Genomic DNA, 13,448 nt, shown 5'->3' with positions numbered 1-13,448 from the left:
TAACGGTGTCAGATCGTCATGAATCGGAGTAGTGCGAGATGAGTAAAATACCCGAACAGGAAACCCCGGGACAGCGGCTCGGGCTGTCCTTCGAGCAAGACCAACTGTGGTTCCTGGCACAGCTCAACCGCGGCGAGACTGCGTACAATCTGCTCAATTCATACCGAATCCGCGGTGAGTTGGACACGGTTGCACTCAACAAGGCACTGAGCTACTTGGTCGCACGGCACCCACAGCTGCGCGCCACCTTCCATGCCAACGACGGCGTTCCGTACCAGGTGATCTCACCCATTGCAGAGGTTCGCCTTGCGGAGATTGATCTTAGCGACTTCCCGGCCGATGAATGCCAGCGCCGTCTTGACGAGTGGCTGCAAGAAGCAGGTGACACGCCCTTCGATCTGGAGACGGGGCCACTCCATCGGTTTTCTTTGATCCGCCTTGCAGATAACGAGCACGTGTTGGCATTGAGTTTCCACCACATCGTCACTGACGGTTGGTCGGCGGGGGTGTTAAGCCATGAACTCAGCGTTGCTTATCAGCAGCTCATTGGCGGTCGTGATCCCTCCTTGCCCGAGCCACGTGCCACCTATGCTGAGCACGTATTGCGGCAGCGCAGCCTGTCAGCGTCGTGGGAACAGCAGCTACAGTTCTGGGAAAATGCGCTTGCGGGGCTTCCTGCCCTGGAGCTCCCCAGTGACCGGATCCGACCCGCAGTAGCAAGTCAGCGGGGTGATGTTGTCAGAGTCGAGTTGCCAACCAGTTTGGTCCGCAGCATCTATGCGTTGGCGAGCCAGGAGAACGCGACTCTCTTCATGGTCGTCACTGCTGCATTGAACGTGGTGCTCAGTCGTTACACGGGTCAGGAAGACATTTCTGTAGGGATCCCCGTATTGGGTCGCATGGAACAAGAGCTTGAGGAGGTCGTCGGTCTATTCATTAATATGGCCGTGCTGCGCTCGGACCTCTCAGGTGACCCGACCTTTTCCGAGCTGATCGATCGAGTTTCCGGATCGAATATGGATGTCTATGACAACCAGGATGTCCCGTTCGATCAGGTTGTGGCTCGTGTACAGCCCGTCCGTGCGTCCGGCCGAAATCCACTTTTCCAGGTCGGAGTTCAGGTCCTTTCCGATGACACGTCCGGATCCGGACTCGTGCTGGACGGCCTGGAGGTTGAGCCGGTTGCAGCCGCGGTTACGCGAGCCCGCTACGATCTCGCGGTGGCCTTCACCGAATCGGGCGAAGGCCTGACACTGACTATCGAATATGCACTCGACCTATTCGACCGGTGGCGTATCGAGGCCATGGCTGCACACCTGCAGAGCGTACTGGCTTCAGCAGCTGCGAGTCCGAGTCTTCCGCTCTCCAAGCTCTCGATACTTACCGGCTCCGAGCGGGAGCAGATCCTTGCAGCCGGGTACGGCGGCAAGTTTCCCTATAGTTCCGAACCAGTTCATGCCACCATTGCGCGAGTGGCCGCCGAAGGACCGGACAGGGTTGCCGCCATTTGCCGTGGGGTCGAGCTGACATACGGTGAACTCATCCGTAGGGCCGATGTTCTGGCGCATTACCTGCGCGCGCAGGGTGTACTCCATGAGCAAGTCGTGACTATTGCCATGGACCGCGATCTCGACACACTCGTGGCGCTGGTCGGAGTCCTCCGGGCTGGGGCAGCCTTCACCGTGATTGACCCTTCCCACCCGGTGTCCAGGCTGGATCATATCCTGCACGATACCCAGACACCCCTGGTCATCACCCGTTCTACGATGGTCGGGGATTTGCCAGAGCCCGACGGCTGGAACACCCTCTTGCTGGACACCCAATGGGAGGACCTGGAATCTTCAGCTGTGGATTCGTCCATAGAGGAGTGGGCGACCCGTGACTCTCTGGCCTACGTTCTTTACACGTCCGGCTCGACTGGTCGGCCCAAGGGCGTACTGATTGAACATCGCGCTCTGCGCTGCTTCATCGAGGCGTACTGGCGCACGTTCGGCTTCACGCCCGACGACCGTCTGCTGCAGCTCCCTGCGCTCACCTTCGACATGTCTATCGGAGAGATCTTCACGGCACTTATCGGCGGCGCGTCGCTGGTCCTGGTGGCACCCGTGGACGCTTCCTCCCCGGAAGCTCTGGCCACACTTATGCGCGATCAGCGGGTCACCTACGCGGGGCTGTCGCCGGCGATGCTCTCCCTGGTTGTGGCCGGCCCCTACCCGGACCTGAAGTACGTCATGGGTGGCGCGGACGCACTCCCTGCGGAGCTGGTCAACAAGTGGAATTTGCCTGGCCGTCAGTTCGTCAATCTCTATGGCCCGACCGAGGCGGCGATTGCCTGTCTTGAGTACAACTGCGAGAAGACAATATGGCAGTCTTCGCCGCCGATCGGAGCTCCAGAGTTCGACCGCCGTGTCTACATCGTAGGCAGCGATGGGAACCTGGTGCCGCGCGGAGTTCCTGGTGAGCTCCTTATCGGAGGCGATGAGGGATTAGCACGAGGTTACCTCAACCAGCCGGACTTGACGGCAGAGAAGTTCATCGATGATCCATTTCACCCGGGTGGCAAGGTCTATCGCAGTGGTGACCAAGTTCGCTGGACCAAAGATCTGCAAGTGGACTTCATGGGTCGCCTCGATAACCAGGTGAAACTCAGAGGCCTCCGTATCGAGCTCGGTGAGATCGAGTCCATTCTCCTCACTCACCCGGGAGTCAAAATGGCCACGGTGCTGCTGCGGCCTGATTCGCGAGGCGAGAAGCGGCTGGTCGCCTATGTTACGACTCACGATAGCGATGCCCTGCACACAGCTGACCTTCGTAGCCATCTCGCGAAGCAGCTGCCCGAGTACATGGTGCCGACCAGTTGGGTGATGCTTGATGAATTTCCCCTGACGCCTGCCCGGAAGATAGATCGGGCTGCTCTGCCTCTTCCCGAAGAGATGAGTGTGGAAGGATTTGACCGGCAGTCCGGGGCGCCCGTCACGATGAGCGAGGCGGGAGTCGCCGATGTCTATTCTGCGGTGCTATCCAGGCCCAATGTCGGGGTGGAGGACAGTTTCTTCGATATGGGTGGCAACTCCCTGCAGGCAATGCGGGCAGTGAGCCGTCTCAATAAGAGGTTCGGTGTGAAGATTGGTGTGCGGATGCTTTACGGGACCGCAACGGTGGGGGCCGTGGCTGCTGCGATAGACGACCTGGTCGCCTCAAAGCCGGAGGTGGGAGGGAACTGTGGCTGACGAATATTCTGGGACGCTGGTGCCTCTACGCCCATCCGGTAGTCTCCCTCCGCTTTATTGTGTTCATCCGGTCTCCGGCTCTGCCTATGCCTATGTTGATCTGGCCCGAGAACTCGGTTCGGAACAACCCGTCTACGGGTTCGAAGCGCCAGGCTTCGATGGTGGTGCCCCGCTGGCAGGGTCTATCGAAGAGCTGGCTGCAACGCACGTAAAATCCCTCATAGCGTCCAACCTCAAGGGGCCTTACTGCTTGTTGGGCTGGTCCCTGGGTGGCACGGTAGCTTTCGAGGTAGCAAGGAAGCTGATCCTTCTTGGGGAGGAAGTCCCCGTTCTTGTGATTGTTGATGCAGAGGTTCCCAATCCAGAACCGTTGCCATCTGAGAAGGTCCTGCTGCACAAGTTCCTGGAGGATCTTATAGGGGCATCGCGAGGCGTATCCTCCGATGTGGACTCGGTCCTCGCCGGGCTTGGGGAGGAGCCGTCGCCTGAGATGGTTTTTTCGGCTGTAGAGCAGGCTGATCTGTTCCCTGACGAAATCGATGCAGAGTTCCTGCTGGATCGCTATACGGTCTTCAGGGCTCATGTCGTGGCGCTTTTCGATCACCGTGTGGAGGGCATCGGGTATCCCGGTTTGATCACCCTCATCAGGGCGAGCGAATCGGTGGCCGAGCAGGGCTGTCCGGGGACGGCAGCTGATCCCCGAACGCCGGGCGAGACGCTCTGCTGGCAGGACTGGGGTAAAGCCGTAGCGGAGCACATTGTCATGGGCAACCATCACTCGATTTGGGTTGGTGACGCGCTCGTGACCCTGACTGACATCGTTCGGCGCACCTTGGCCCAGGCACACTCGGCCCATGCCTGTGATGGAGGCGCCGTATGACGAAGAACGTGGACGATGCCCCTGGGGGAGGCGACGGGAGTGACGGTGGGGAGACCAACGTCGCCCCGTCCGGGGAATCCCCGCCGGCCAGTCTTTGGCGGAATGCTGAATTTCTCAGGTTCTGGGGCGGCGAGACGCTGTCCTTGTACGGGATCCAGATCACGGCACTCGCGCTCCCCTTGACCGCTGTTCTGGTTTTCCAGGCAAGTCCTGGCGAGCTGGGTATGCTGCGCTTCGTGCAGATGGTCCCCTACCTGGGTCTGGCACTGCTCTTCGGCGTTTGGGTCGATAGATCCAAGAAGCGTCCGATGATGCTGGGTGCGAATATATCCCGCATGGTCTTGATCGGTCTGGTGCCGGTATTCTCCATGACCGGTCTGTTGAACTTGCCCGTGCTGTACGTTCTGGCACTGGGCATCGGCATCGCATCGGTGCTTTTCGACGTCAGCTGGATGTCGTATGTTCCATCGATCGTCCGAGATCGCCGGTCGCTCCTCGATGCCAATGCGAAACTGAGCACGACATCGTCAAGTGCCGAGGTGGTCGGCCCGGGAATCGCAGGCCTGCTGGTGAGCTCGCTTTCTGCGCCGACGGCAATGGCTGTAAACGCCGTATCCTATGCGGTGTCAGTGGTTTCCCTCTTCTCCATCCGGGCTCCTGAACCTGTATCAGCATCTGTCGAGAAGCGACGTTTGCGAACAGATCTGGCCGAGGGCTTACGGTGGGTATTTGGCAATCGATATCTTCGGGCGATTGCCTTGGTGGGCAGCTCCTGTAATTTCTTCATGATTATGGTCTCATCGCTGTTCCTGCTGTACGCGGTGCAAAATGCCGGGCTGTCTCCCTCCGGTGTGGGTTTCATACTTGGAGCAGGTTCGGTGGGCGGGCTGATTGGTGCCGTTGTCTCGGGGCCGATCGTTCGCCGATTTGCGGTAGGAAGGATCTATGCGGTATCGGTCGCAGTGATATTTCTCGGACCGTTATTGATTCCGGCGGCAAGGGGTCCCAAGCCAGTGTTGTGGGGCCTGTTCATCGCATCCTTCTTTATCGCCTATATGGGAGTAAGCGTCGCTAACGTCGTCATCGTGAGTCTGCGCCAGGCCATCACTCCCGATCCGTTGATGGGGCGAATGAGTGCCGCTACGAGGATGCTCATGTTCGGTGGTGGAGCGCTGGGAGGCCCAGTCGGTGGGCTCGTTGCCGACCAGGTCGGACTGCATTCCGCTCTTTGGGTTGCAGCAGGGGCGTCTGCTGTGATGTTGGTGCCCATTGCGCTCTCGCCGGTGACAAGGCTGAAATCGCTGCCGGCCAAGGCGGCTGCGGCGTCGCAGGTTGAAGCATCGTTAGCGGTACCAAATTAGTGTCTTCGCGTCGCAGCTCGGATCCGGATATGCGACTGAGGCTTGGCCCGTCGCGGAGACTTCCCATGTTTTCGAATGTCGATCTATGCGCTGTGGAGTTCTCCGCGCTCAGTCAAGTGTTACTGCCAATTGATACTGTCAAGGGTTGAGGGCGTCATGGAATCCCCCACACTGAATAGTCAAGCCGTCGATAGTGAAGCGCTTTCAATGGCGTCGATCGATGCGGTTTCGCATTGCATCCGTACCTTAAATTCGGTGCGTAGGTTTCGACGAGCTGATGTGTCTCCAGAACTTATTGACTACGTGCTTCGTCATGCCATACAGGCAGGTTCGGGAAAGAATCGCCAGCCGTGGCGGTTCATCGTTGTCCGTGACCCTTGCATAAAGGAACAGCTCACTCGGTGGTACCAGCGAGGCTGGTACCACCACGAAGCCCGGCTCAACTCTCCTGAAGTGCGAAATGAACGGATTCCCGACGAGGAGCGTCAGATTTCTTCGGGGGCCACGCTCGCCGCGAACTTTGATGAAGTCCCAGTTATCATTATCGCCTGCTTTCTCCCGGCAAGCCGTAACCCAGCAGACTTCTTCGGCGGAGCTTCGATCTACCCCGCAGTGCAGAACCTGCTGCTGGCCGCTCGATCCGTTGGACTCGGAGCCACGCTCACGACGTTGCAAGCCTTTGACATCCCCACTGTCGAATCCCTCCCCAGTGCCTCACTCACGCTGTACGAAGAACTCAAGCAGATCTTGGGAATACCCGACGGTGTCGTTCCCGGCGCACTAATCCCTCTTGGCTGGCCTGCTGTTTCCTTCGCTGTCGGTCGCCGTCGTCCTGTCCGGGAAGTGACATATCGTGAGCGTTGGGGGGAGCCCTGGACTGTGTAACGCATCGTCGTCTCCGTACATGGCGAGCACTCCATGGCAGGACGCAAGGCATCGACGCCGATGACCGTGATGTTTATGCGAAGTGACGAGCGGGGCGATGGCGACGCAGCCAGTCGGGTTCCCGGCATGACCGGCCAGGTGAGAAGGGCCCCGATCGCTCGGAGGCGGACCGCAAGTGGTTCAAGATCTCCGAGGCTTCGGTTTGCTGACCGCCGATGCCGAGACGCCCAGGGAACCCAGGGAACCCACGAAACCAGGGGAGCCGAGGGCGCGGACGCTGCCTCCGTTCCTTCCGGGCCGGCGCGGCGTGTTCACCCTGTGCGGCCTGTTCACACGTCCGGATGGTCGGGTACGGGTGAAGCGGCGATGGCGTCGTCGAGGATCTGCTCCCGCCCCTTGATGATCAGCTTGTTGAGTGCGACGGCCAGGGGGAGGATCTCTCCCGGCCCGTCCGGGGCGGTGATCCGGTGGGACGTCTCGTCGAGGAAGGCCATCGCCGTCCGCATGAGGCGGTGCGCCTCGGGAGTGGTGGGAAGCGCGTCGGCTCTGATCAGGTTGAGCATCGTCTCCAGTGCCTCGGCCAGCTGGCGGACCGTTGCGCGCATCTCGGTTTCGTCGGACTCCATGCCGCATACGATCGCGGATCGGGCGTCGATGCGCCATGCCGCCGGTGTCGGCTGGAGGTCAGCCGCTGCCGCACCGCGGTCCGGCGTTGTGGCAGCGGTACGGCCGTCCTTGACGGGATCTCCGGGGCTGCGGGGGCGGGGGTGCTCACGAGGCCCGGGAAGACGGCGGACCGGCGCGGACCGCCGGTGACCGCCGGTCAGAGGTACAGCCCGGCATCGGCCCCCGAGTCCTGGGCCGGGACCGTCGCGGGCCGGGTGCCGCGCCGCAGGGCGTACAGCTCGGCGAGCGAGGCGCCCTCGCGGCCGATGCCCTGCTCCGTGCCGAGCCAGCGCACGGCTTCGGGGCGGGTCAGCGGCCCGACCTCGATCCGGGCCAGGCAGCGGCCGGGGCGGATCACGGCCGGGTGCATCCGCTCCAGATCCTCGTTGGTGGTCACCCCGACCAGGACGTTACGGCCCTGGCCCAGCAGGCCGTCCGTCAGATTGAGCAGCCGCGACAGCGCCTGGCCCGCGGCGTGCTTGGCCTCACCGCGGATCAGTTCGTCGCAGTCCTCCAGGAGCAGCAGCCGCCAGCGGCCCTTGCCGGTGCTGTCGTCCTCGCCGATCGCGATGTCCATCAGATAGCCGACGTCGTTGAACAGCCGCTCCGGGTCCAGGACGCAGTCCACCTGGCACCAGTCGCGCCAGGAGCGGGCGAGCGTGCGCAGCGCGGAGGTCTTGCCCGTACCGGGCGGGCCGTGCAGCAACAGCAGCCGGCCGGCGATCTCCTCGGGCGCCACCTTCATCAGCCGGTCCATGGCCTCGGCCACCGGCGCGGTGTAGTTGGGCCGGATCTCCTCCCAGGTGCCCGCCGAGATCTGCCGGGACGTGCGGTGCGGGCCGCGGCGCGGGGAGAAGTACCAAAAGCCCATCGGGACGTTCTCCGGCTGCGGCTCCGGCTCGTCCTGCGCGCCGTCGGCGGCCTGGCCCAGCACCTTCTCGGCGAGTTCGTCGGTGACGGCGGTGACCGTCACATCGGCGCCGCGGTTCCAGCGGGAGACCAGCAGGGTGAAACCGTCGCCCTCGGCGAGCGTGGCGCTGCGGTCCTCGTCCTTCGCCGAGCGCAGGACCCGTGCGCCCGGTGGCAGCAGCGTCAGTCCGGACTTCACCCGGTCCATGGACCGGCTGCGGGAGTACGGCTGCTCTCCCTTGGCGAACCGCCCGAGGAAGAGCGCATCGACGACATCGGCGGGCGCATCGCTGTCGTCCATGGTCAGCCGGAGCGGAAGGGACTCCTCGGCGGCGGACGGCTGGACGTGATCGGCACACATGCCGCCATGATCTGTCACGGCCGCCCGCCACGTACACGGATTATCCCGGCGTTTTCCCTGTACCAGAACAGAACTGTTACTCAGAAACTCGGGCGTAGCGGGTGGTTCGCTGGCTAATCTGCCCATTGTGCGACGCCATGGTGGGGAACGTCAGGCCCGGGGATTCGCGATCGCGGCGGGGGTGGCGGTGCTGGCGATACTGCTGGTCCTGTGCTGCCTTCCGGGTGACGAGGGCGGGGACGGGAAGCGGCCCGCGCGCCCGCGCGTCGCGGGCCCCACGGTGGGCTGGGGGTTCACCCACACCCAGTTCAGCGCGGACGACGGCACCGACGCGGCCACCGCACGGGCCGCCCGGCTGCTGTCCGCCCACCCGATGCCGCAGAACCAGCACCTGATGGGCTGGGGTGCGGACAACCCCGAACCGAGTCCGGGCCGCTATGACTTCGCCGACCTGGACCGCCGGCTCGCGCTGATCCGGAAGACCGTCGGCACCCCCGTACTGACCCTGTGCTGCGCACCGGACTGGATGAAGGGCGGCACGGCGGGACACACCGACTGGAGCACCCTGGAAAAGGCGCCGGAACCGGCGCATTACGCGGACTTCGCCGCGCTCGCCGGAAAGGTTGCCCAGCGCTATCCGGACGTCCGGCACTTCGTCGTCTGGAACGAATTCAAGGGATTCTTCGACGACGCCACGGGCCGCTGGAATTACGAGGGTTATACCCGCCTGTACAACCTGGTCTACCGCGCGGTGAAGAAGGTGAACAGCGCCAATCAGGTCGGTGGCCCGTATCTGGTGATGGACAGTTACGTCCCGGGCGACGACACCTACGCCTCCCCCCTCAAGGGCCCCTGGGGCAGCATCGACCGGCGCACCCTCGACGCCTTCGCGTACTGGAACCGGCACAAGGCCGGCGCGGATTTCCTGGTCGTCGACGGCTCCAGCTACAGCAAGGACAACCGGTACGCCCCGGACGCGTTCGCCGCCACCCGCAAATTCGCCGACGTGGGACGGTGGCTGCGCAAGGAGAGCGGGCTGCCGCTGTGGTGGGCGGAGTGGTACGTCGAGATCCCGGACGGGAACGACGACCGGGCGGGCTGGAGCGAGCGCCGCCGCACCGCCGTACAGGCCACTGCGCTGATCGAGATGGCGGCCGGCGGCGCCGGCAGCGGGTTCTACTGGAACCCGGAGACCCAGGGAGCGCACTGCCCCGGATGCCTGTGGACCAGCACCGCACGGGACGACGGGGGGACGGAGCTGCCGATGATGGACCTGCTGTCCCGGTTCTCCCGCGCCTTTCCGCCGGGGGAGCGGCCGCAGGACCTGGACACCGGCGGTACGACGGTACGGGGGCTGGCCGATGACCGGACGGCGCTGCTGGTCAACACCAGGGACCGCCGCGCCGTGGCGAGAGTGGACGGCAAGGACGTCACCCTCGCCGGATACGAGGTGCGGTGGATCGGCCGCACCTGACCGGCATCTGACCCGCACCTGACCCGCGCGTGCCGCGTTCCCGGACGGTTCCTCGGCGGCGTGCTCGCGGCATCCCTCACGACGGTGTGCACTCGGTATCCCTCACGACGGCATGCACCCGGCTATCCCTCACGACATCGTCAGGAACCGCTGCACCAGCGACGCCAGGAACACCACCAGCAGCGGCAGCGAGAACCAGAACATCCCCTGGATCCAGTGCAGTTGACGCACACCGGGGAAGACCGCGACCCGCAGTACCTCGCGGGCCGCCAGCACCACGAGCAGCGCGAGCGCCGCCAGCGCACCGAGCACCGACCACGGCGTCCAGGTCACCTGCGGGCCCGCCCTGCCGGGCCGGGGCGGCGGGACCTCGCCCGCCGGGCGCCGCGTCAGCTCGTACACCGCCGCCTGCGGACGGGACAGCACCCGCCGCAGCTCGGGGCGCCGGTCCAGGGCGGCGCGCAGCCGGGCCTCCCAGTCCTTGCGGTACCCGGAATCCAGCCGCAGCGACTCCGACTGGGCATGGTTGACGATGAGGTACGACTGCGGCCCCGCGTCCCGCAGGGCGGTCACGACCGGGCCCACCCGGTCCGGATCGCGGGGCGCCAGGACCGGTGCGTACTGCACCCGCTCCATGTCCTTGGCGCCCCAGGGCATCGCCGGGGTGACGCTGTTGACCGGGTCACTGCTCAGCCACAGCAGCCGCGCGGTCGGCCGGTCGTGCGCATAGACGTAGTCCATCGCCGCGACCTCGCCCGGCCGGACCCGCTCGAACGGCTCGTTGCCCCAGCGGGCGACGAGGAAGCCGAAGGCCAGCAGCAGGCCCGTCAGCAGCGCGGCGAGCGGACCAAGACCGCGCCGGGCGCCGGTCTCGCGCGGGAACAGCGCCAGCGCGGCCAGCACCGCGGCGCCGGGCAGCGCGAACAGAAAGACCCGGAGCGCCATTTCGCCGCCGTAGGACTGCATCCCGAACGCCAGGAAGGGCGCGAAGGCCAGCACCGGCAGCGCGCGTTCGGTGAAGCCCGCCCGCCGCCGTCGCAGCACTCCCCAGCAGGCCAGCGCGAGTACCCCGCCCGCCAGTGCCACCCGGGTGTAGAGCACCAGCTTGTGGGTGGGATCGCCGCCCCCGATCCGGTCGGTGACGGACGAGGCGACATTGCCGCCGATGCCGCCGAGCCCGCCGAACAGCTCGTCGAAGTGGCCCGACCAGTAGGGCTCCGCCAGGAACCCGATCCAGGCCAGGACCAGGACGCCGCACAGCAGCGGCAGACCGTAGAGGCTGGAGCGGCGGGCGAGCACCAGGAAGGTCAGCACACCGAGCATCACGAACGGGGTGAGCTGATGGCCCGCCACCGACGCCGTGAACAGGGCGATCAGCACGCCGAGCAGCGTCACCAGCTGACCGCGGCCGGCCGGCCGCACCTCCGCCTCGCCCGGCCGGCGCCGGCCCCACGTCGGACGGGGGTCGCGGAACCACACCAGCAGGATCGCCACAAAGGCCAGGTAGAGGAGGTAGGTGAACCCCTGCGGGGAGAAGTAGTCCTGGCCGACCCAGCCGCACAGCGCGAACAGCCACAGGGCACACCACTTCGCCCGCCAGCTCGCCCGCACCGCCCGCAGGAGGAGGAACAGCGGCGCCAGGTAGAGGAGCTGTACGGTCAGCGGCCACCAGCGCAGCACTTCGGTGAAGTCCGTGACCCCGCAGGCCCCGGCGACGAACTGCACCGCGGCGAAGAAGCCGGGCCAGCTCCAGCGGGCGTCCAGGTCCGGTACCGCGGTGCCGGTTCTGCCGAGGTAGTCCAGGAATCCCAGATGCTGCCAGGCCGTCGGGAAGCGCGGCTCGGTCTCCAGTACGGCCGGCAGCGCATGCAGCGCCACCACCGTCAGCAGCAGCACCGCGGCGAGCAGCGCCCGCCGCGGCCGGGCGAGCGACAACGCCGCGCCGAAGGCCGCCACCAGCAAGGCGACCCCGGCGAGCGTCGCCACGGGCAGCACCGAGATCAGCCCGAGCCCGTCCATCCGGTCCAGCGCGGTGTCGCCCATCCCGCGCAGCGGCAGCCAGAACAGCGCGAGCGCGGTGGCCAGCAGCGCCCAGACGGCGAGGTCGGGGCGGCTTCGGAGGCGTACGAGGGGGGCGCGGCGGCCCGGCGGACCGTCCCCGGGCAGCGAGTCGGGCACGGTGGTGACCGCCGGCTCGCCCTGCGCCCGGTCCCCTCGCACCGCATCCCCCAGGTCCCCGTGGACGGACAGGTCCGCCGCAACCCCGTCGGGGGCGGCGGGGCCGCCCGCCGGTGTGCGGGTGGCCGGCGCGGGCACCGTCCCGCGCAGTACCCGGCTCAGCCGGACCCCGGCGATCGCGACGATCACCGCCAGGCTGGAGATCTCGGCGACACCGGCGCCGGTCAGCCCCATCCGCGGCAGCAGCACCAGTGTCAGCCCGAGCACCAGCACACACAACAGGCCCTGCAGCGCGGCCAGTCCGGACGTACGGCTCTGGGCACGCAGCACCGCGAAATGGACCTCCATCACGACCCGCAGCACCGCCCCCACCGCGAACCAGCGCAGCAGCGGCGTGGCCGCCTCCGCGTACCCCGGGCCGAAGATCCCCAGAATATGGGGAGCGCCGGCGAACAGGACGGCACAGACCGGGAGCATGATGCGGGCCATCCGCCGCAGCGCGGCCCGCGTGTGGTGGGCCAGCTGCGCCGGATCGTGCGCCCCCTCGACGGTCAGCGAGGCGCCCATGTTGAGGGCGAGCAGATTGACCGTGCCGCCGATGGTGGTGGTGATGTAGAAGTACGCATTGTCGGCCGCGCTGACCTGCGAGGCCACCAGGACCGGCACGAGATAGACCACGGCGAGCGAGAACAGCGACCCGGTGGAGTCGCCGGCCAGGAAGCGGCCCATCTCCCGGAGCGACGGCGGCCGTGCGGTGTGGTGCGTGGCCCGTACGTGCCGGGGTACCAGCCGCCGGAACATCAGCCAGCCCAGCGGAATCACCGATACCGCGATCGCCGCGGCCCAGGAGACGAAGACCCCGGCGGTGGGCAGCGCCGCGGCGAAGACCACCAGCAGCCCGAGCTTCACCGTGGAGAAGGAGAGGTTGCCCAACGGCACCCACAGGGCGCTGCGCAGCCCGGTCAGCACCCCGTCCTGCAGGGTGAGCAACGACCAGGCGACCACGGCCAGCAGGAAGCCGAGGCCGTTCAGCGGGCCGTGCAGAAAGCGGTAGGAGGGCCCCCAGAGGCCGAGGGTGAGCAGGAAGACGGCCGCGGCGGCGGCCACCACGGCCGAACTGACCGCGTAGGTCCGCAGTACCAGCCGGCCGGTGCTCCGCCCGGAGACCGGGAGGAAGCGGGCCAGCGCGCCGGTCAGGGTCACCGCCGTCAGCCCGGCCAGCAGCTTCATCGCGGCGATGGCCGCCGAGCCCTGGCCGACCGCGGACTCCGTGTAGTAACGGGCCGCGACCAGCCAGAACCCCAGACCGAGCAGCCCGGAGACGCCGGTGTTGAGCATCAGCGCATAGGCGTTGCGGAACAGCGGACTTCCGCCGCCCCGCCCGGGGAGCCGGAGCGCGCGGCCGCCGCCTCCCCGGGGCTCCGGTTTCGCATGCTCCTCGGCCTTGGTGGTGGTGTCAGACACCGGCTCCGTTGCCCCTTCCTCCGCCGCGGGCGTGCCGCGG

General features: G+C 65.9%; 8 protein-coding genes. 5 read left to right on the top strand and 3 right to left on the bottom strand.

The features are described 5' to 3' along the window. Positions 1-38 precede the first annotated feature (38 nt). From ABR737_RS11540 to ABR737_RS11525, 4 genes are all read left to right on the top strand, one after another. Entirely contained in the window at positions 39-3,230 is a 3,192-nt protein-coding gene (locus tag ABR737_RS11540; RefSeq protein ID WP_350250090.1) for a non-ribosomal peptide synthetase, read from the top strand. Further along, on the top strand, positions 3,223-4,110 hold the full coding sequence (locus ABR737_RS11535; protein WP_350250089.1) for a thioesterase domain-containing protein: 888 nt from the start codon (positions 3,223-3,225) through the stop codon (positions 4,108-4,110). Before ABR737_RS11540 ends, ABR737_RS11535 begins: the two co-directional genes overlap by 8 nt. Further along, a complete protein-coding gene (locus ABR737_RS11530) occupies positions 4,107-5,471 on the top strand; it encodes an MFS transporter (protein ID WP_350250088.1) in 1,365 nt (454 codons plus the stop codon). Before ABR737_RS11535 ends, ABR737_RS11530 begins: the two co-directional genes overlap by 4 nt. Before the next feature lie 156 nt (positions 5,472-5,627). Beyond that, a complete protein-coding gene (locus ABR737_RS11525) occupies positions 5,628-6,356 on the top strand; it encodes a nitroreductase family protein (protein WP_350250087.1) in 729 nt (242 codons plus the stop codon). Positions 6,357-6,685: 329 nt separating this feature from the next. Here the strand turns inward: ABR737_RS11525 and ABR737_RS11520 are convergent, their stop codons facing one another. After that, the gene (locus ABR737_RS11520; RefSeq protein WP_350250086.1) at positions 6,686-6,982 is read right to left on the bottom strand and encodes a hypothetical protein; all 297 of its coding nucleotides are present in this window, start codon (positions 6,980-6,982) and stop codon (positions 6,686-6,688) included. A 197-nt stretch (positions 6,983-7,179) separates the two neighbouring features. Continuing rightward, positions 7,180-8,292: a DUF5925 domain-containing protein gene (locus tag ABR737_RS11515; RefSeq protein WP_350250085.1), complete on the bottom strand. Its 1,113-nt coding sequence runs from the start codon at positions 8,290-8,292 to the stop codon at positions 7,180-7,182. 127 nt (positions 8,293-8,419) lie between these two features. Between ABR737_RS11515 and ABR737_RS11510 the strand changes: the two genes are divergently transcribed. Next, entirely contained in the window at positions 8,420-9,766 is a 1,347-nt protein-coding gene (locus ABR737_RS11510) for a glycoside hydrolase family protein (protein ID WP_350250084.1), read from the top strand. Between the two features lie 129 nt (positions 9,767-9,895). On the opposite strand, the gene ABR737_RS11505 is transcribed toward ABR737_RS11510, so the two are convergent. Then, positions 9,896-13,408: a lipopolysaccharide biosynthesis protein gene (locus ABR737_RS11505; RefSeq protein ID WP_350250083.1), complete on the bottom strand. Its 3,513-nt coding sequence runs from the start codon at positions 13,406-13,408 to the stop codon at positions 9,896-9,898. Between the last annotated feature and the right edge of the window lie 40 nt (positions 13,409-13,448).

It is taken from the genome of Streptomyces sp. Edi2, assembly GCF_040253635.1.
In the GTDB taxonomy this organism is placed as follows: Bacteria; Actinomycetota; Actinomycetes; order Streptomycetales; family Streptomycetaceae; genus Streptomyces.
The sequence above is the reverse complement of the archived record's forward strand: the minus strand, read 5'-3'. Positions and strand labels throughout refer to the sequence as shown.